Genomic DNA, 17,310 nt, shown 5'->3' with positions numbered 1-17,310 from the left:
TTTTTATTAGCAACAAAGCCACCGTTGGAGGACAAAAGTCTTCTTATGGTGGTTTTGTTGTTTAATACAGTGAGGCTGCAAATATAGCAAAACAATTATTTAAATTATATATTATGAAGTACAATTATGTACAGGCGCCTCTACCTTTTCAGGGGCAAAAAAGAAGATTTTTAAAACCATTTAAAGAGGCTTTAAATGAATTCCCGGCAGATGCTGTCTATGTTGATCTATTTGGCGGTTCCGGTTTACTGAGTCACACCGTAAAGGAATATTATCCTGATGCAAAAGTGATCTACAATGATTTTGACGGCTATTCTCAACGTTTAGAATATGTAGATAAAACTAACAACCTGCTAAGTGATATTCGTGTTATTTGCGCAAAATCTGAAGCAAGAAAGGAACGTTTGCCCGATGATTTGCATTCTGAAATTATTGGCAGGATTTCAAAAGAAGAAGGTTTTATCGATTGGGTGACTATCTCATCAAGTCTATTATTTTCGATGAATTATGTGACATCATTTGAGCAGCTAAAGAAAGAAAAATTCTATAATAAAGTGAGGCTTTCAGATTATCGTGCTGATGGTTATTTGGAGGGCGTAAATCGTGTGAAGAAAGATTACAGAGATTTGTTCGCAGAATATAAAAACCATCCTAATGTTGTATTTTTAGTTGATCCGCCTTATTTGTCAACAGACTGTTCTACATACAGCAAACCTGACTATTGGAAACTATCAGATTATCTCAACGTTTTGAAGACTATTGAAGATACCTCATATTTCTACTTTACAAGTAATAAAAGTCAGATCATTGAACTGTGTGATTGGATGGAGACCCGAGGCTATTGTAGGAGCCCCTTTGATGGTGCAACGACTATGAAGTTAAATACATCTTTGACCCACAATGCGAGTTATGAAGATATTATGATATATCGTTATTTTGGTTAGAAATAATTGCAATTGTCATTATAATTTTTTATATTAGAGATATAAATTAATTAAAAAATATGGCAAAATCAGCAATTAAAATTAATTTTCCCGGTATCAAAGCGAAAATTATTAAAGCAGCAGAAGAAAAACTTCTGAAGGAAAAAGGTTTAAAAGTCGATCTCGTAAGTCTTCTTAAAGAAGACAGACCAACAAAGAACTGATTTAATCTAAAGGCACTCAATTGAGTGCCTTTATTTATATTTTTCAGGTATATCACCCAAACCAAACTTATTATCGGCTCTCTTGCAGATTAAGTGTGTGAAGTAAGACTTCTCACTGGTTTTCGGGTCTGTGAAAATTTCACTTTTCATTTTTATAATAAAATCCCAGGAATCCCATTTCTTCATTTCTAAATAAAAAGGGCTAAACAGGCAATGCAGTTCAAAATGCTGCTTCTCTTTATCGCCGTGAAATTCTACAATGACTGATTTGTCAGCTGCTTTTACATCTTCTACAATTGTGCCTCTCACTTTCATTTTAAATGTTGTTTAAATGGTATTTAAAGATAATAAAAAAAGCACTCTGATGAGTGCTTTTTTAGTTCATATATTTTCTGCTATTTCAAAACTACATATCCAGTAAAGGGTTCTTCTGTACCTATCAAGATCTTATCTCCATAGTCTCGTATACTAATGAACGGAATGTAAACTGATGATTTATCTTCAATATGATTTCGGTAAACTTGAATTAAATATCTTTCCTCATCAGGTTTATTAAAAATAAATGTAAATCTGTCTTTCGACGCTGTCCAATCAGCCTCTTGTATTTCTACTATCATAATTGTTATTTACTCTAATATACGACTATTTTATTTTTTTTTGACATTTTGTTTTAAATTGTTGGACATTTTGTTTTGGCGATTATATGAGCAGTCATTGTTTAGAACAACTGTCAAAAATTAAATCAAATAATATGAACGAACAAAGAGAAAAAATCATCCAAAATTATATAGAAGGTTATAACGAATTTGATGTTGAAAAAATGACTCATGATTTTAACGATGAAATCGTTTTTCAGAATATACAGGATGAAAAAGTTAGTATGACGTTAAATGGAATTAGTGATTTTAAAAAACAAGCCGAACAGGCAAAATCATATTTTGAAACCAGAAAACAAAACGTAACCTCAATTAGTCACAATCATAACGAAACTGAAATTGAAATTAAATATTCCGCTGTTTTAGCAATAGACTTTCCGAACGGATTGAAAAAGGTCATAAACTTGAATTGAAAGGAACATCTATCTTTACTTTTAAAGACAACAAAATTATGCAATTAACAGACAAAATCTGATTATATATAGACTTTGTAAATTGACAATACAATTGAATAAGTTGAGTATGATATCAAATAAAAGTTATATATGGTGAACAGGTAGAGCTTAATAAGGTAGGTTTAGTAACTATAGATGATATTTACAAAACTAACCATGACATGGAAGACTATTCACTCAACATGGATGATAAAAGTAAGCACAAACTAATTTGGAGTAATGGAATAAAACTTTTAAGTGAAAACGAACAGAATCAGGAAGATTTTAATTAAATTAATTTCGGTATAAGCTCTTGATAAAAGCGAGGCAAAAGTCTTGAATTGATATTTCAGCAAATTAAAAATTTGTGTTTGAATCCCATTAAATTGCGATACTTAAAATGCTGCTTAAATATCGAAAAAACCTGTAATGAAGAAATTTTTTAAATATCTGCTTTCAGTATTTACCATCTTGTTTATACTTTCCTGTATCTTTTGGATTACAAAATTCAATTCAATAACAGTTGATTCTAAGATATCGAATTCCCAACAAATAAAAAGTCTTGATAGAAAAATATTTTGGAATTTTGGATTCAATAAACCTGAAAAAAACTCCACTGACTTCGCAATTGGTCGAAAATATGGAGATACAATACTGTTTAACTGTTACGCATTAAAAAGTCCGAAAATAAAAAATCTGGATATAATCACATTTGGTTTTTCAACAGGATACAATGGTACAAACGTAGTAATTTTTAAATATGGCAACGCTTTTACTGTTGATGTAGATAATTTTAGTGACGTTGAAAGAACTGATGATTTTTTTAAGCAAAATCAATACAAAATAATAAAACAGAAATTAACTTTGAATAAAGAAAATTACAAAACTGGTGACAGTATTTACGGAAAACTCGAACTGAAAATAAAAAACAGGGAAACAGAGCAAATAGAAATGGCAAGCGGTTATTTTAGAACAGAAATGAAATAAATCAAAACTAAATTTGAAATTGAGTGAGTAAAATTTGGACCCATTATTAAAGAAATACAAGAATATCAGAATGTGATGTTTGTGAAAGAGTAAATGATAAAATCTCTTAAACTACTCGTTAAAACATTCTTCCCCAAACTCCCTCCTAAAATTAGAATGCTGCGTCGCCGTAAAATAATCACAGAAAACCTGGTAAATTGTAGAGTCAGTGTGAGTTGCTTTGATTCCTAACTGAAAATAAATTTCCAGAATCTGATGCGATAGTTTCTCAACTAAATCGGTTGCGAAACTGTGAATTTCCGCTTGCTTCTGAGAACTTAGTGTCTCAAAATTTTTTAGTGACATCTCAATCTCATCGGCAAACTGAAATGATTTTTCCAGATGCTCACTGATCATTTTATTAAACAGTTTCAAATCGAGATTAGGCCGTATTTTAACCGCTTCCTCAGAAAAATGGGCGGCCATCCCAAGATAATTGACCAATAAAGTCAAATCTGCAAAAATTCTGAACGGAATTTTATCTAAAACGTCATCAGTAAAAAAATCATCGTACACAAAACTGTATTCTTCCGAAACTTCAACATTTTCTACTTTAAATGAAAACGTTCCCGTAGCCTTCATCCCCATCGATTTCCAGTTCGGGATAATTTCAACTTTATTTTTAGAAATTACAAATGACCGGATGATCTCAGAACCAAATTTATCCAGCAGAGGAATTCCTTTTTCAGTCAGTTTTGCATTCAAGGTAAAATGACTTAGATGTGGTGCTCCCGTTGCAAAATGCCAAAGTCCGTTGATGATAAAGGTTCCGTCATTCTGTTTTTCTGCAGTCCCGCCAATCATACCACTTCCTCCGAAACAGGTTTTTGAGTTTGAAAAAAGTGCTGTTGCAATTTCTGGTTTTAAATTTCTTGAGAAAAAATTAGCTCCAGAACACAAAGTCAGCATCCAGCCCAAACTTCCATCTATTTTAGACCAGTCAAAAAGGATTTGTAAACCCTGATTTAAACGAAAACCCAATCCGCCGTATTTCTTGGGAACCCAAATCTGCAGCAACCGTTGATCATGAATGAGATTCATAATTTGTGGCGAAACTTCAGACGCTCCCAACATTTGATTTCTAATTTCTTCAGATGTAATCATGACTCTGTTTCCTTTTGAATTGATGTCTTTGTCATTTGGCTTTTTACTTTTTTAATCTCCCGCTAATTGAGCAGATTTTGCAAACAATAAATCTGTAACATCTGTTGAAACTTCGTGAAGATTTAAAATCAAGCGACTTTTAAAGACTTAGATTTAATAATTTTTCTCCACTCTATGTAACCGGAAATTGCGACGACGAAAAGGAAAGCCGTCAAACCCGCATACAGATATAAATCTTTGTGAATCAACAAAGGAATTGCGATGATATTACTGACATTCAGCAAAATCCAGTTTTCAATTTTCCGACGGGCCATCAGCCACATTCCTGCCCATGCAAAAGCACTGACCAGCGAATCTAAAACCGGAACGTCAGAATCGGTGAAATGTGTAAGAAAAATGTAAAAAAGACTGAATGTTCCAAACACGATTCCTGCGGTGATCAGTTTTTCCTGATTAGTTGTTTCAGAAATCTTTGTTTCAGACTGCTGCTTTCCGAATTTCCAGTAAAGCCAGCCGTAAATGCTCATCACCAGATAGTAGAGATTGAGCGTAAACTCCGCATAAAGTTTAGACTGCATCATTACATACAGCGTGAGTGAAATTCCGGCAATACCGAAAAGATAATTGTTTGAATTGTTTTTTCTGGCCAGTAAAACCTGAAAAATTGAAAAGAAGACCCCGAACCATTCCGGCCAGGTTGTCTTAAGTAAAATTTCCTGCATCAAATTAACTTATATAAATTAAATGATGAGATGATAAATCAAAAAATCCCTACGTCGGCATTATCCGAATCAGGTGTGGAAAAATTTCCCGGGTATCATCTCAGCCGCAATCTTGCAGCACCCCATTGATGGCGCAAATGTGAGGATTTTTTTTGAAAAATGAAAGGTTTCTATGAGCGATATTTGCATTTCACGCAAATCTTAACAGTCCGTTTGTAATTCTGAAAGAATCTAAGTAACGTTGTCGGGATGCTTTTAGCATGACAAAAAGCTGTGTTTACATTCCTCTACTTTTTGAAAGTATTTCCTGTAGATTTAATGCAAAAGATTCTCGCAGTCGTTTACAAACGGATAATTTTCGTATATTTAAATCATAATATCAGAAACTGTGAAGAAAACGTTGCGAAGAACTTACCGTATATCAAAATATGTAATTTACAGGGAAACGCTCGTCGATTACAAAGAACATTTCTGGTCATTCCTCGGTGCTTTTTTCGGTATTGGAATCATCGCTTTACTGCAGTCGCAATATCTTTTGGAACAGGAAAATATCTTTCTCATCGGTTCATTTGGTGCCTCCAGTGTTTTGATTTATGGAGCAATACAAAGTCCATTGGCTCAACCGAGAAATCTTGTCGGAGGCCATGTGATTTCGGCTTTGGCAGGTGTGACGATTTACCAGATTGTTCCTGATATTTTATGGCTTTCCGCACCTTTGGCAGTTGCGTTTTCAATAATTTTAATGCAATACACCAAAACGCTTCATCCACCAGGTGGAGCGACAGCATTAATTGCAGTTACTTCTCCAGGGAAAATTGCTGATTTAGGCTACTGGTACGTACTTTCTCCGGTTCTGTCGGGTTGCATTATTTTACTTGTTGTTGCTTTAATTTTTAATAATCTTACCAAAAACAGAACTTATCCTACAAGTACAAAGTGGAAACGCCTTTTACATAAAAAACACAAACACAATCTGAAAAATTAATTATTATGGAATGCCTTGAATGTGGCGAAAAAATCATTGGACGGTCTGACAAAAAGTTCTGTAACGACGCCTGCAGAAACGCCTACAACAATAAACAGAATAAAGACTCCAGCAATCTGATGCGGAATGTAAACAACAAACTGCGTCGCAATTACCGGATCTTGAGCGAGATTAATATTGAAGGAAAAACCAAAATAGCCAAAACCAAATTGACTGGCTTAGGATTTGATTTTAACTATTTTACACAAATTAAAGTTTATAAAAACGGTTCTGAATACAAATTTGTTTACGACCAGGGATATAAACTTTTGGATGATGATTATATTTTGATCGTTAAGAATTAAAAAATATCCAAAATCAATACATGAAAGAAGTTGTAGTAATCACCGGAGCCGGCGGATCGGTCGCAAAAGTTTTAGCAAAAAAACTTGAAAACGAATATACTGTTCGGTTTTTAACACGCACCAAAAAACATGCAAATGATTTTGAATGGAATATTGAAAAAGGAACGGTCGATGAGCGGGCATTTGAGAATGTAAGCCACATTATTCATCTTGCCGGAGCCAATATTTCAGAAAAAAGATGGACAGATGAGCGTAAAAAAGAAATCATTTCCAGCCGTGTTGATTCTGCCCAATTGATCCTTAAAACTTTACAGGAAAAAAATATAAAACTTAAATTGTTTATTTCAGCTTCTGCCGTTGGAATTTACGGAGCGATTACGTCCGAAAAAATTTTTAAAGAAGAAGACGAAAAAGGTAAAGACTTTCTCAGCGAAGTTGTCATTCTGTGGGAAAAAGCCGCTGATGAATTTTTAGAAAAAAACGTTGCTGAACGAGTGGTAAAAGTACGGATTTCCATTGTTCTTTCTGAGAAAGAAGGTGCCCTGAAAAAAATGGCTGTTCCTGTGAAATTCGGAATTGGCTCTCCGCTTGGAACGGGAAGACAGTACATTCCATGGATTCACATCGACGACCTCAGCTCAGTATTTGAATTTGCATTGAAGAACGAAAACGTAAAAGGTGCTTACAACGCATCTGCGCCACAACATACCGATAATGAAAATTTCACAAAGGAAATTGCGGAAGTTTTAAATAAACCGATGTTTATGCCCAATATTCCGGGATTTGTAATGAAACTGATCTTTGGAGAACTTTCTGTGGCATTACTTGAAGGTTCGCGGACATCATCAGAAAAATTGCATAATGAAGGTTTTCAGTTTAAATTTCCGGATTTAAAAGATGCTTTGGAAGACTTATTAAAACGAAATTAATTTCAATAGAAAGATAAAAAATTTATGCAAAATACAACCGTAAAAGTTGAGAAAACTGAGATCCTTTCGGATAACTGGTACACTTTAAAAAAGATCACTTTTACCGTTCAGAAAAAGGACGGAACCACTGAAACCCAAAGTAGAGAAGCCTACGACAGAGGAAATGGTGCCGTGATTTTATTGTATAATACCAATACAAAAAACGTAATTTTGACCAGACAATTCAGAATGCCCACTTTTATTAACGGAAATGCGGACGGGATGATGATCGAAGCCTGTGCAGGATTGCTGGATGATGACCATCCTGAAGAATGCATTATCCGTGAAACTGAGGAAGAAACAGGTTACAGAATCACGAAGGCAGAAAAAGTTTTTGAAGCCTATATGTCGCCCGGATCTGTTACAGAAATTCTTCATTTTTTCATCGCCGAATATGCTGAAAATATGAAGATCAATGAAGGAGGCGGACTTGAAGATGAAGGTGAAGATATTGAAGTTTTGGAAATCGGAATCGACAAAGCGCTGCAGATGATTGAATCGGGTGAAATAAAAGATGCGAAAACCATTATGCTGCTTCAGCATGTCAGGCTTAAAAATTTAGTGTAGATTTATTTTAAAATTAAAAATATGAAATTGCAATTTTCTTTAATACTTTATCTTTTATTTTCTGCCGTTGCATTTGGTCAGAAGAAAGAAGTATTAAGTTCAAAGGATCAACATGCTGTAGAGCATTTTAAAACGGAATACAAAAAGAAAAATTATAAAAAATTCGAAGGAAAGATAGTCCCAACTGCCAACCAGATTCTTTTTGATGATAAGTTAGTTCTTATTGACAAATCTGATAAAATCACCGCTTCTATCCTTCTGCAAGGTTTGATCTACCCGCAATTGCTTACAGATTATCAGATGCAGAAATTTCTGGATGAAACTACAGACAGAACTCAAAAAAGATTTTTAAAGCTACAGAAAGATCCCAAAGCTTCATTTGATGTGAATAATATTTTGGTGAAAATTACTGAGCTTCCTTTTTTAAATGTAAATGAAAAAGTAAGAAGATTTAGATTGACTACAAAAAACAAAAATCTTCCAAATTCAATTAATTATTTTATTGAACTTACAAATTCTAAAGCTGTTAAAAATATGAGTTTTGAAGAGTTCGTGAAAGATGCAAAGCTGACGTATCTGGATCAGGAATAGAAAGATATTGTAACGATAAAGTCAATGAATTATTTGGAAAAGAAAGGTCAGAGAAGAACTCTTTCTATCTTTGCTGCCATCTTATTGGTCAACTTGAGTACTATTTATCTGTATCATTCTCCCCGACCGGAAATTGATATTCAAAAATTAGTTTCACAAATCATCCGCTTTTTCATGACCGCAGGACTTCTGTATTTAGTTTATATTGGTAAAAACTGGGCGAGGATTCTGTCAATAATCTTGTTTGCAATAGCTGTTATTTTGGCACTCTTCTTCATATTTTCATCAAATTTCACTCCCGTCCAGGAAATTCCGTTTTACGTAATGATTTTTATCTACTCAGATGCAATTTATCATTTTGGTTTTTCCGAAAATTTTAAAGCATTTATTGGGTATCAAAAAAGATTTAATAATGAAAATAAATAATATCGACCATCTTGTTTTAAGCGTCGCTGATATTGATAAAACAATAGAATTTTACACGGACATTTTAGGTTTCGAAGTTGTAACATTTGGAGACAACAGAAAAGCTCTGACTTTCGGAAATCAAAAAATTAATCTTCATCAAAAAGGAAAAGAATTTGAACCGAAAGCTGAACACCCAACTTCTGGCTCAGCAGATTTATGTTTCATTGCAGAAACAAATATTGAGGAAATTGTAGAAGAACTGAAAGTAAAAAACGTTGAAATCATAGAGGGAATTGTGGAAAGAACCGGGGCTTTGGGAAAAATCAAGTCGGTATATTTCAGAGATCCCGATTTCAATTTGATTGAGGTGAGTAATTATTTTTGAAATTCACTTTTTAAATACTCAATCCATGCGTATTCTTCACCTCCGCCATTACAAAAGTACTGTGCGTGCTTCCGATAGAATCTACTGATCCCAGTTTATTGAAAACAAAATCCTGATAATGTTTCATATCCCGCACCTGAACTTTCAGCAGGAAATCAAAATCGCCTGAGATGTTGTAGCATTCGGCGACTTCATCAATCTTTAAAATATCTTCTACAAACTGATTTCCTACTGCACGGTCATGAATTTTCAGTTTGATCTGACAGAAAACAGTAAAACCACGGTTGAGTTTTTCAGCTTCTAAAACTGCTGCGTAATGTTTGATAAATCCGTCCTGTTCGAGTCTTTTTACTCTCTCAAAAACTGGCGATGTTGAGAGATTTACTTCGGCTGCAAGTTCTTTGACGGTCAGTTTTGCGTTTTTTTGAAGGATTCTCAGGAGCTGAATATCCTTCTCATCTAATCTTTCCACGGAATAATATTCTTTTTAAAACTTTAATTCTCAAATGTAACGAATAATAATCTGATTTAACTAAATAAAACCAAACAATATCCTTTATTTTTTAATTTAAACAGATCAATTCGCTTAACTATTATCTTTACCAAAGAAATTGTTCTTTCACATACTTCATCAAACGGAAAGGTTTTATATAAAATAAATGAATAGGGAATCGTGTGAAAATCACGAGCTGTCGCGCAACTGTAAGTAATATCCCAAAAGTTTCTGTCCACAAATATCCACTGTGAAAACGGTAAGGATGACAGAAACTGTTACAAGCCAGGAGACCTGCCTTTACCGAATGATCAGTGCTCTCGCGGTTGGAGTTTTGGATTGATAGATGATACATTGAATATATTGAGTTCAAATTTAAACACAAAGAGTTTTTATTGTAATGTAAAATTTTAGGGAGCAAAAGTTGCGACTTTGTCGCTGATGAAGTTCATTTACAAACACAAGCTTCATCAAATCAATTTTTTGATTCGATCTTTGTCTGCTTAAACATTTTTAAGTTGAAGTTAAAACTTTGCGTTTAAAAAGCAGCAGATAAAAAAAACAACTAAAAAATCTACTCTATTCAAAGTATCTAAACTCTCAAAAACTTCTACTAACAAAGCATTTCGAAGCATCTGAAGAACTTTTAAAATCATTAATTATAAAAGTTTAAAGAAAATGCAAACACACATTCTTGGCTATCCGCGTATTGGTAGCAACAGAGAACTCAAAAAAGCCTGCGAGCAGTATTGGTCGGGCAAAATTGTTTTAGACGAATTACTGGAAGTAGGAAAAACCATCACTCAAAACAACTGGAAACTGCAGCAGGATGCAGGAATAGACTGGATTCCCTGCAACGATTTTTCTTATTACGATCTGGTTTTGGATATGACTCTGACGGTGGGAGCGATTCCGGAGCGTTATCAGGAAATTGCTTTCAAAAAATCTGAAACTGATCTGTATTTTGCGATGGCAAGAGGCTTTCAGAAAGAAGGTTTGGATATTACGGCAATGGAAATGACCAAATGGTTTGACACCAATTATCACTACATCGTTCCTGAGTTTCAGAAAAATCAGGAGTTCAAATTATTCTCCAACAAAATCATTCAGGAATTCATCAGCGCCAAACAGGCCGGAATCAATGCAAAGCCCGTAATCATCGGTTTACTGACGTATTTATTATTGGGTAAAGAAAAAGAGGAAGGTTTTGATAAATTAGATTTAGCACAGAATTTACTGCCGGTTTATATCCAGATTTTAAAAGAGCTTGAAAATCACGGTGCGGAATATATTCAGTTTGATGAGCCGTTTTTAGCTTTAGATTTAAATGAAAAAGCCAAAGAAACGTATCAGTTCATCTATGGTGAAATCAGAAAACATTTCCCTAATCTGAAATTCATCGTGGCAACTTATTTTGAAGGTTTAAAAGACAATCTTTCATTAGCGACTTCCCTACCGATCGATGTTCTGCATATTGATCTGGTCCGTTCGTCTGAACAGTTGGATGAAGTTTTAAATACAATTCCAAATACTTTAAGTCTTTCGCTGGGAATCGTTGACGGAAGAAATATCTGGAAAAATGATTTCACACAGTCTTTGCATTTCATTACAAAAGCAGTTGAGAAAATCGGCTCGGACAGGGTTTTCATTGCACCTTCCTGTTCATTGCTGCACTCTCCTTTCGATTTGGATTCAGAGAAAAATGAGGATATTCTTTCTCCCGAGATTAAACAGTGGATGGCTTTCGCAAAACAGAAAGTTTATGAAATTGTAAACCTGAAAAAATTAGCATCAGAAAATCCGGATTACAATACTCTACAGGAATTAGCTGAAAATAAAAAAGCAATTGAAAACCGTAAAACATCTTCATTAATTCACAATGAGGAAGTGAAAAACCGTGTAGATGTGACGACAGAGGAAGATGCGCAGAGAAATTCCCCCTTCAATGTAAGAAAAGAAACTCAGCAGAAAGTATTGAAGCTTCCATTATTTCCAACGACGACTATTGGTTCTTTTCCGCAGACAAAAGAAGTGAGAACCTGGCGTTCAAAATTTAAAAAAGGAGAATTAAATGCCGAACAGTACGATACTTTGCTGAAACAGGAAACCGAAAGAACCATCCGTTGGCAGGAAGAAATCGGGATCGATGTGTTGGTTCACGGAGAGTTTGAGCGAAATGATATGGTGGAATATTTCGGAGAACAGCTGGCCGGATTTGCCTTTACCCAAAACGGCTGGGTTCAGAGCTACGGAAGCCGCTGCGTGAAACCTCCCGTTATTTTCGGAGATGTTCACAGACCGAATCCGATGACGGTGTACTGGTCAGAATATGCTCAGTCTTTGACTCAAAAATGGGTAAAAGGAATGTTGACGGGACCTGTAACGATTCTTCAATGGTCATTTGTGCGTGATGACCAGCCGCGCTCGGTAACCTGTAAACAGATTGCTTTGGCAATTCGTGATGAAGTGAATGATCTGGAAAAAGCAGGAATCAGAATTATTCAGATTGATGAACCTGCAATTCGTGAAGGTCTTCCTTTGAGAACATCTGACTGGCAGAATTATCTGAAATGGGCGGTTGCGGCTTTCAGAATTTCGGCAAGCGGTGTGGAAGATGCAACGCAGATTCATACGCACATGTGTTATTCAGAATTTAATGATATCATCCAGAATATCGCCGATATGGATGCCGATGTCATTACGATTGAATGCTCGAGAAGTCAGATGGAACTCTTGAATGCTTTTGCAGATTTTAAATATCCGAATGAGATTGGTCCTGGAGTGTATGATATTCATTCGCCGAGAGTTCCGTCAAAAGAGGAAATGGTGGAATTGCTGAAAAAAGCACAAGCCGTGATTCCTGCACAGCAACTTTGGGTAAATCCTGACTGTGGTTTAAAAACCCGTCATTGGGATGAAACGGAAAAGGCGCTGATTGCGATGGTGGAAGCTTCGAGGGAAGCATCTGAAGCTTTTGAAAAAGAAAGAAATTTAGTTCAGTAAATTATAAAGGCAGGAGTTTTGAAACTCCTGCCTTTTTTATTCTACAAATATTATTTCATCTTAATCACCACTTTTCCTTTTGCACGGCCACTTTCAACATATTTCACTGCTTCATTGGTATTTTCAAATGGAAAAACTTTGTCGATGACAGGTCCTATTTTTCCCGCTTCTATCAGTTTTGTAATTTCTGCCAACTGTTTTCCATTAGCTTTCATAAAGAGAAAAGAATAATTCACATTTTTTTTCTCTGCAATTTTTCTGATTTTACTGCTCATCAGTTTTATTGCGAATTTTACGTACCAAGGAAAATTAAATTCTTTTGCAAACAGAGGCGTTGGCGGACCGGAAATGGAAATTATTTTACCGCCGGGTTTTACAACATCAAAAGATTTCTCAAGCGTTTTGGTATCCTGACTGTTCAAGACCATATCGTAACCGCTCAACAGATCTTCGAAATTCTGTTTTTTATAATCAATCAGAACATCGGCACCAAGATCTTTTAAAAACTCAAAACTTTTTTCACTGGCTGTGGTGGCTACAGTCGCACCCAAATTTTTTGCCAACTGAATGGCGAAGGTTCCCACTCCACCGGATCCGGCCTGTATAAAAACTTTCTGACCTTTCTGAACATTGGCTTTTTCAACCAAAGCCTGCCAAGCCGTCAACCCAACCAAAGGAATGGAAGCCGCTTCCTCCATCGTCAGGTTTTTTGGTTTTAAAGCAACATCTTTTTCATCGATCGAAACAAATTCCGCAAAAGTTCCGATGTGAAAATCTGCAGGTCTGGCATAAATTTCATCACCCACTTTAAAGCTTTTCACTTTTGAACCTACTTTTATGATGACGCCTGCCACATCGTGACCCAGGATCAACGGTAATTTGTAAGGGACAATTAATTTGAACTCACCACTTTTCAATTTTGAGTCTAAAAGATTGACACTGGCAGCGTGAATCTCCACCAGAACTTCATTTTCTTTCAATACCGGTTCGGGAACATCTACCAATTGCAGGTCACTGTCTTTTTTGTAACGGCTGATACTAAATGCTTTCATGTTTTGAGTTTTGTTTTAAAATTTGTTCCTGACTCTTTGGATTGACCAACCCGAACGTTAATTTAGGGAAAAATCTGTTCAGATAATACACCAACTTTGCATCACCAATTCTGATGGTAAACTGATCTTTTTTTAATCCATTGATCAAACCTTTTACCAATTCTTCAGTTGTGATTTTTTTATCTTTTCTGGCAGCGGTCATTTCTGTATCAACGACCGGAGGAAGTAATTCAAATATTTTTACTTTGCTGTTGCTTATTCGCAGATGTTCTCTGAGTGATTTTGTATAAAACGCCAAAGCTGTTTTGGATGCTGAATAGGTTGCTTCAACCAATGACGGAACATAACTCAGAATGGAAGTCGTGTTAATAATTGCTGCTTCTTTTCTGGACTGAAGCATGTTCAGGAAAATATTATTTAAACGGATGACGCCCAAATAATTGATTTCCATTTCGTAAGCAGCGTTTTCCAGATGCTTTTCGTTGGGAACTCCTAAACTGATCGGAGCTGATCCCACCCCAGCATTGTTATACAGAATATCAATACCGCCAAGCTGAGAAATTTTATCAAAGAGTTCCTGTGCGTTTTCTGCGACAGAGACATCACTTTTGATCACCGTAAGATTGGGATACTGTCTTTTAGCCAAATCTAATCTCTGTTGATTCCGGCCTGTGATGATGACTTTAGCTCCGATTTCTGAAACCGCTTTGCTGCTTCCAGACCAATGCCGGAAGCTCCGCCAGTAATTAAAATTGTTTTTCCTTTTAATTCCATGTTACAATATTTTCTACGTGAAAAACTCCTTGTAAATAATTTAAATCATATTCAAATTTCATCCAAATTATTTTCCCCGTCCCTAAAGGGTCTAATTTCGATGAAATTTTCAAAAGAGAATTTTTCTCAGTATATTAAGCTAATTCTTTTGCAAAAAACTGTTTGGTATCACCAACCGGAACATCAAACTGATTTTTTTCCAGTGCCAAAAAGAACTCATCGGCAACTTCTGAGGCCGGAATTCCGTTAGCTCCGCCGATTTCTGCTGAGAAATCTGTATTGACTAAAGGTGGATAGACTTCATAAATCTGAATATTTTCCCGGTCTTCATAAGTCTGTCTCAAAGCCTGGGTGTAACTGTGCAATGCTGCTTTCGTCGCACCGTAAGTCGGCAACATTTTATGACTTCCAAAAACTGCAATCGAAGAAATATTGACTACCGCTGAATCTGTTTTCTGAAGCAGATGAGGAAGTAATAGTTCTGTAAAGTGAATGACGCTGAAATAATTGGTGTTCATTTCAACCGCTGCTTTTTCGTGTGCGTTTTGGGTTTCGTTCAGCAAATAAGTAAACGCTGCTCCTGCATTATTGATAATGATATTGACATCGGGATGATTGTTTTTTAAATCTTCTGCAATGCGTAATCTATCTGCCTCAATTGAAAGATCACCCTGAATAGCTACCGCATTATCCAATTGTTGTAAGGCATTCTGAAGACGTTCTTCATTTCTTCCGTTGATGATTATTCTGTTGCCTTCCGCAGTCAGTTTTTTTGCGATGGCTAAACCGATTCCGGCACTTCCGCCGCTGATGAATACTGTATTTCCTGTTGTTTTCATTTTTTTGTTTTGTTTAAATGTTGTGTATTGTGGTTATTGTAGGGTTTGCGACAGGGATTGCAGCGGCATCCTTTTGTGAAACAAAAGATACAGCGGAAAGCCCGGCCGTTCGCCCAAATTATTTTAGATGTTCAGAGTCGGATAATCGGTGTAGCCTTTTTCGCCCGGCGTGTAAAAAGTCGCCTGATCCGGTTGATTGAGTGGCGCATCAATCTTGAAACGCTCTACCAGATCGGGATTGGCTATAAAAGGAGTTCCGAAAGAAACCAAATCTGCGTCACCATCTTTTAAAACTTTTGTGGCAGTTTCTTTGTTGAAACCTCTGTTAATAATGATGGTTCCGTTGTAGATTTTACGGAAATGTTTTGCGACTTCCTGAATAGCATTTGAATTTCCTGAAACGTCTGTAAAAGGCTCTATCAAGTGTAAATATGCCAAATCGTAACCGTTCAGACGGTTGACGATGTAATTATAAAGCTCAATGGTTTCGTCATCTACTAAAATCCCCATAATTCCATTGAGAGAAGGGTTTAAACGAAGTCCAACCTTGTTTAAATCTGCAACTTCTTTGATGGCATCGAGAATTTCGAAAAGAATTCTTGCTCTGTTTTCTACCGAACCACCATATTCATCGGTGCGGAGATTGGAATTTTTACTGAAAAACTGCTGAAGCAGATAGCCATTCGCCCCGTGAAGCTCTACTCCATCAAAACCGGCTTCAAAAGCATTGAGTGCAGCCTGTTTGAAATCATTTACGGTCTGTTTGATATCTGCCGTAGTCATCGGTTGAGGTTCTTCGCTCGTCTGAAAACCTGTAGCCGTAAAAATCTGTTGCTGAGGATTAACGTTTGACGGAGCCAAAGGCTTTTTACTGTTGTGCAAATCGGGATGAGAGTATGCGCCTGTGTGCCAAAGCTGGGCGAAAATTTTCCCTCCTTCCTGATGAACAGCTTCTGTGGTCAATTTCCAGCCTTCTATTTGTGCTGAACTGTATATTGCGGGAACATTGATGACACCAACCGCTTCCAGACTGATGAATGTACCCTCTGTAATAATCAAACCAGCGGAAGCTCTCTGCTGGTAGTACTTTGCTGTAAGTTCGGTTGCTTTATTTTCTGGATTATCTGAACGGCTTCTGGTCATTGGAGCCATCACGATACGGTTTTTCAGATCTAAGTTTTTACTCTTGTAAGCGTCAAAAAGAATATTTTCCATTGTATTTTTAAATTTAATTCGGTAAATTTGCTTGCGTTTTGCAAGTACAAATCTATAACATTACTTTCAAAACGCAAGTGTTTTTATTTAATTATTTAAAAATAATTTTATGCCGAGTTCAAAAAAGAGATCAGATTGCCCCATCAGCAGCTCATTAGACGTATGGGGAGACAAATGGTCATTGCTCATTGTAAGAGATCTGATGTTTAAAAAACAGAGTACTTACGGAGAATTTTTAAAATCTGACGAGAAAATTGCAACCAATATTCTCGCTTCACGCCTCTTAATGCTTGAGGAAAACGGAATTATCAGCAAGCAAGATCACCCTGACAGTAAGGCAAAAGTATTATATAAGCTGACCGAAAAAGGCATCAATCTGCTTCCGTTGCTGATAGAAATTAATCTGTGGGCGGAAAAATATTCTGAGATTCCTGAAAGTCAGAAGATGATTCTGACTGCGGTGAAGAAGGATAAGGTAGGGTTTATTGAGGAGAAAATTGGGGAGATGATGAGGGAGGTTTTGTGATTTTTCCTTGAAACCCGTAATTTGGATGAAAAAGAAAAGGCAAAGATTGCAATGGTGAAAACTTCTAGGAA

22 protein-coding genes and 1 riboswitch are annotated in these 17,310 nt (G+C 36.0%); of the genes, 13 read left to right on the top strand and 9 right to left on the bottom strand.

What is annotated here, in order from left to right; genetic code table 11:
• The first annotated feature begins 113 nt into the window (after positions 1 to 113).
• Positions 114 to 944 carry a DNA adenine methylase gene (locus OMO38_RS10220; RefSeq protein WP_264750077.1) on the top strand — a complete coding sequence of 277 codons (831 nt, stop codon included), beginning with the start codon at positions 114 to 116 and terminating at the stop codon, positions 942 to 944.
• Positions 945 to 1,003: 59 nt separating this feature from the next.
• On the top strand, positions 1,004 to 1,147 hold the full coding sequence (locus tag OMO38_RS10215; RefSeq protein WP_264750076.1) for a hypothetical protein: 144 nt from the start codon (positions 1,004 to 1,006) through the stop codon (positions 1,145 to 1,147).
• A gap of 30 nt (positions 1,148 to 1,177) precedes the next feature.
• Here the strand turns inward: OMO38_RS10215 and OMO38_RS10210 are convergent, their stop codons facing one another.
• A complete protein-coding gene (locus OMO38_RS10210) occupies positions 1,178 to 1,462 on the bottom strand; it encodes a hypothetical protein (protein ID WP_264750075.1) in 285 nt (94 codons plus the stop codon).
• Positions 1,463 to 1,898: 436 nt separating this feature from the next.
• On the opposite strand from OMO38_RS10210, the gene OMO38_RS10205 reads away from it, so the two are divergent.
• Together OMO38_RS10205 and OMO38_RS10200 are read left to right on the top strand one after the other, a co-directional pair.
• Positions 1,899 to 2,216 carry a nuclear transport factor 2 family protein gene (locus OMO38_RS10205; RefSeq protein ID WP_264750074.1) on the top strand — a complete coding sequence of 106 codons (318 nt, stop codon included), beginning with the start codon at positions 1,899 to 1,901 and terminating at the stop codon, positions 2,214 to 2,216.
• A gap of 450 nt (positions 2,217 to 2,666) precedes the next feature.
• A complete protein-coding gene (locus OMO38_RS10200) occupies positions 2,667 to 3,224 on the top strand; it encodes a hypothetical protein (protein ID WP_264750073.1) in 558 nt (185 codons plus the stop codon).
• Between the two features lie 111 nt (positions 3,225 to 3,335).
• On the opposite strand, the gene OMO38_RS10195 is transcribed toward OMO38_RS10200, so the two are convergent.
• Positions 3,336 to 4,367: an acyl-CoA dehydrogenase family protein gene (locus tag OMO38_RS10195; RefSeq protein ID WP_264750072.1), complete on the bottom strand. Its 1,032-nt coding sequence runs from the start codon at positions 4,365 to 4,367 to the stop codon at positions 3,336 to 3,338.
• A gap of 128 nt (positions 4,368 to 4,495) precedes the next feature.
• The gene (pnuC, locus tag OMO38_RS10190; protein ID WP_264750071.1) at positions 4,496 to 5,092 is read right to left on the bottom strand and encodes a nicotinamide riboside transporter PnuC; all 597 of its coding nucleotides are present in this window, start codon (positions 5,090 to 5,092) and stop codon (positions 4,496 to 4,498) included.
• A gap of 385 nt (positions 5,093 to 5,477) precedes the next feature.
• On the opposite strand from pnuC, the gene OMO38_RS10185 reads away from it, so the two are divergent.
• The 7 genes from OMO38_RS10185 to OMO38_RS10155 are packed head-to-tail and all read left to right on the top strand — an operon-like array spanning position 5,478 to position 9,337.
• The gene (locus tag OMO38_RS10185; RefSeq protein WP_264750070.1) at positions 5,478 to 6,074 is read left to right on the top strand and encodes an HPP family protein; all 597 of its coding nucleotides are present in this window, start codon (positions 5,478 to 5,480) and stop codon (positions 6,072 to 6,074) included.
• Positions 6,075 to 6,076: 2 nt separating this feature from the next.
• On the top strand, positions 6,077 to 6,418 hold the full coding sequence (locus OMO38_RS10180; RefSeq protein WP_264750221.1) for a hypothetical protein: 342 nt from the start codon (positions 6,077 to 6,079) through the stop codon (positions 6,416 to 6,418).
• A 20-nt stretch (positions 6,419 to 6,438) separates the two neighbouring features.
• Positions 6,439 to 7,347 (top strand): TIGR01777 family oxidoreductase, encoded by a 909-nt coding sequence (locus OMO38_RS10175; protein ID WP_264750069.1) that lies wholly within the window; start codon positions 6,439 to 6,441, stop codon positions 7,345 to 7,347.
• 24 nt (positions 7,348 to 7,371) lie between these two features.
• On the top strand, positions 7,372 to 7,953 hold the full coding sequence (gene nudK, locus OMO38_RS10170) for a GDP-mannose pyrophosphatase NudK (protein WP_264750068.1): 582 nt from the start codon (positions 7,372 to 7,374) through the stop codon (positions 7,951 to 7,953).
• Positions 7,954 to 7,974: 21 nt separating this feature from the next.
• The gene (locus OMO38_RS10165) at positions 7,975 to 8,544 is read left to right on the top strand and encodes a hypothetical protein (protein WP_264750067.1); all 570 of its coding nucleotides are present in this window, start codon (positions 7,975 to 7,977) and stop codon (positions 8,542 to 8,544) included.
• A gap of 24 nt (positions 8,545 to 8,568) precedes the next feature.
• A complete protein-coding gene (locus tag OMO38_RS10160) occupies positions 8,569 to 8,970 on the top strand; it encodes a hypothetical protein (RefSeq protein ID WP_264750066.1) in 402 nt (133 codons plus the stop codon).
• Positions 8,957 to 9,337: a VOC family protein gene (locus OMO38_RS10155; RefSeq protein WP_264750065.1), complete on the top strand. Its 381-nt coding sequence runs from the start codon at positions 8,957 to 8,959 to the stop codon at positions 9,335 to 9,337. The genes OMO38_RS10160 and OMO38_RS10155 overlap by 14 nt, the downstream gene beginning before the upstream one ends.
• 10 nt (positions 9,338 to 9,347) lie before the next feature.
• On the opposite strand, the gene OMO38_RS10150 is transcribed toward OMO38_RS10155, so the two are convergent.
• On the bottom strand, positions 9,348 to 9,809 hold the full coding sequence (locus tag OMO38_RS10150) for an Lrp/AsnC family transcriptional regulator (protein WP_264750064.1): 462 nt from the start codon (positions 9,807 to 9,809) through the stop codon (positions 9,348 to 9,350).
• 152 nt (positions 9,810 to 9,961) lie between these two features.
• Positions 9,962 to 10,146: riboswitch (cobalamin riboswitch) on the top strand.
• A gap of 362 nt (positions 10,147 to 10,508) precedes the next feature.
• Here OMO38_RS10150 and metE point away from each other — a divergent pair.
• Positions 10,509 to 12,833 (top strand): 5-methyltetrahydropteroyltriglutamate--homocysteine S-methyltransferase, encoded by a 2,325-nt coding sequence (gene metE / locus OMO38_RS10145; RefSeq protein WP_264750063.1) that lies wholly within the window; start codon positions 10,509 to 10,511, stop codon positions 12,831 to 12,833.
• A gap of 50 nt (positions 12,834 to 12,883) precedes the next feature.
• Here metE and OMO38_RS10140 read toward each other — a convergent pair whose 3' ends face one another.
• The 5 genes from OMO38_RS10140 to OMO38_RS10120 form a co-directional block, all read right to left on the bottom strand.
• Positions 12,884 to 13,885: an NADP-dependent oxidoreductase gene (locus OMO38_RS10140; protein WP_264750062.1), complete on the bottom strand. Its 1,002-nt coding sequence runs from the start codon at positions 13,883 to 13,885 to the stop codon at positions 12,884 to 12,886.
• Entirely contained in the window at positions 13,872 to 14,561 is a 690-nt protein-coding gene (locus OMO38_RS10135) for an SDR family NAD(P)-dependent oxidoreductase (protein ID WP_264750220.1), read from the bottom strand. The genes OMO38_RS10140 and OMO38_RS10135 overlap by 14 nt, the downstream gene beginning before the upstream one ends.
• A complete protein-coding gene (locus OMO38_RS10130; RefSeq protein WP_264750061.1) occupies positions 14,534 to 14,659 on the bottom strand; it encodes a hypothetical protein in 126 nt (41 codons plus the stop codon). Before OMO38_RS10130 ends, OMO38_RS10135 begins: the two co-directional genes overlap by 28 nt.
• 134 nt (positions 14,660 to 14,793) lie before the next feature.
• A complete protein-coding gene (locus OMO38_RS10125; RefSeq protein WP_264750060.1) occupies positions 14,794 to 15,498 on the bottom strand; it encodes an SDR family oxidoreductase in 705 nt (234 codons plus the stop codon).
• Between the two features lie 123 nt (positions 15,499 to 15,621).
• Positions 15,622 to 16,713 carry an alkene reductase gene (locus tag OMO38_RS10120; RefSeq protein ID WP_264750059.1) on the bottom strand — a complete coding sequence of 364 codons (1,092 nt, stop codon included), beginning with the start codon at positions 16,711 to 16,713 and terminating at the stop codon, positions 15,622 to 15,624.
• 109 nt (positions 16,714 to 16,822) lie between these two features.
• Between OMO38_RS10120 and OMO38_RS10115 the strand changes: the two genes are divergently transcribed.
• Positions 16,823 to 17,239 carry a winged helix-turn-helix transcriptional regulator gene (locus OMO38_RS10115; protein WP_264750058.1) on the top strand — a complete coding sequence of 139 codons (417 nt, stop codon included), beginning with the start codon at positions 16,823 to 16,825 and terminating at the stop codon, positions 17,237 to 17,239.
• The last annotated feature ends 71 nt before the right edge of the window (positions 17,240 to 17,310 follow it).

The organism is Chryseobacterium kimseyorum (assembly GCF_025971945.1).
Classification (GTDB): domain Bacteria; phylum Bacteroidota; class Bacteroidia; order Flavobacteriales; family Weeksellaceae; genus Chryseobacterium; species Chryseobacterium kimseyorum.
Note: the sequence above shows the minus strand (reverse complement) of the source record. Positions and strands in the feature narration are given on the sequence as shown.

What these genes read in the sequence shown, in the direction of transcription:
- OMO38_RS10220 (WP_264750077.1), top strand. Translation starts at nt 114, where the DNA reads ATGAAGTACAATTATGTACAGGCGCCTCTACCTTTTCAGGGGCAAAAA.
- OMO38_RS10215 (WP_264750076.1), top strand. Translation starts at nt 1,004, where the DNA reads ATGGCAAAATCAGCAATTAAAATTAATTTTCCCGGTATCAAAGCGAAA.
- OMO38_RS10210 (WP_264750075.1), bottom strand. Translation starts at nt 1,462, where the DNA reads ATGAAAGTGAGAGGCACAATTGTAGAAGATGTAAAAGCAGCTGACAAA.
- OMO38_RS10205 (WP_264750074.1), top strand. Translation starts at nt 1,899, where the DNA reads ATGAACGAACAAAGAGAAAAAATCATCCAAAATTATATAGAAGGTTAT.
- OMO38_RS10200 (WP_264750073.1), top strand. Translation starts at nt 2,667, where the DNA reads ATGAAGAAATTTTTTAAATATCTGCTTTCAGTATTTACCATCTTGTTT.
- OMO38_RS10195 (WP_264750072.1), bottom strand. Translation starts at nt 4,367, where the DNA reads ATGATTACATCTGAAGAAATTAGAAATCAAATGTTGGGAGCGTCTGAA.
- OMO38_RS10175 (WP_264750069.1), top strand. Translation starts at nt 6,439, where the DNA reads ATGAAAGAAGTTGTAGTAATCACCGGAGCCGGCGGATCGGTCGCAAAA.
- nudK (WP_264750068.1), top strand. Translation starts at nt 7,372, where the DNA reads ATGCAAAATACAACCGTAAAAGTTGAGAAAACTGAGATCCTTTCGGAT.
- OMO38_RS10165 (WP_264750067.1), top strand. Translation starts at nt 7,975, where the DNA reads ATGAAATTGCAATTTTCTTTAATACTTTATCTTTTATTTTCTGCCGTT.
- OMO38_RS10160 (WP_264750066.1), top strand. Translation starts at nt 8,569, where the DNA reads ATGAATTATTTGGAAAAGAAAGGTCAGAGAAGAACTCTTTCTATCTTT.
- OMO38_RS10155 (WP_264750065.1), top strand. Translation starts at nt 8,957, where the DNA reads ATGAAAATAAATAATATCGACCATCTTGTTTTAAGCGTCGCTGATATT.
- metE (WP_264750063.1), top strand. Translation starts at nt 10,509, where the DNA reads ATGCAAACACACATTCTTGGCTATCCGCGTATTGGTAGCAACAGAGAA.
- OMO38_RS10140 (WP_264750062.1), bottom strand. Translation starts at nt 13,885, where the DNA reads ATGAAAGCATTTAGTATCAGCCGTTACAAAAAAGACAGTGACCTGCAA.
- OMO38_RS10130 (WP_264750061.1), bottom strand. Translation starts at nt 14,659, where the DNA reads ATGGAATTAAAAGGAAAAACAATTTTAATTACTGGCGGAGCTTCCGGC.
- OMO38_RS10125 (WP_264750060.1), bottom strand. Translation starts at nt 15,498, where the DNA reads ATGAAAACAACAGGAAATACAGTATTCATCAGCGGCGGAAGTGCCGGA.
- OMO38_RS10120 (WP_264750059.1), bottom strand. Translation starts at nt 16,713, where the DNA reads ATGGAAAATATTCTTTTTGACGCTTACAAGAGTAAAAACTTAGATCTG.
- OMO38_RS10115 (WP_264750058.1), top strand. Translation starts at nt 16,823, where the DNA reads ATGCCGAGTTCAAAAAAGAGATCAGATTGCCCCATCAGCAGCTCATTA.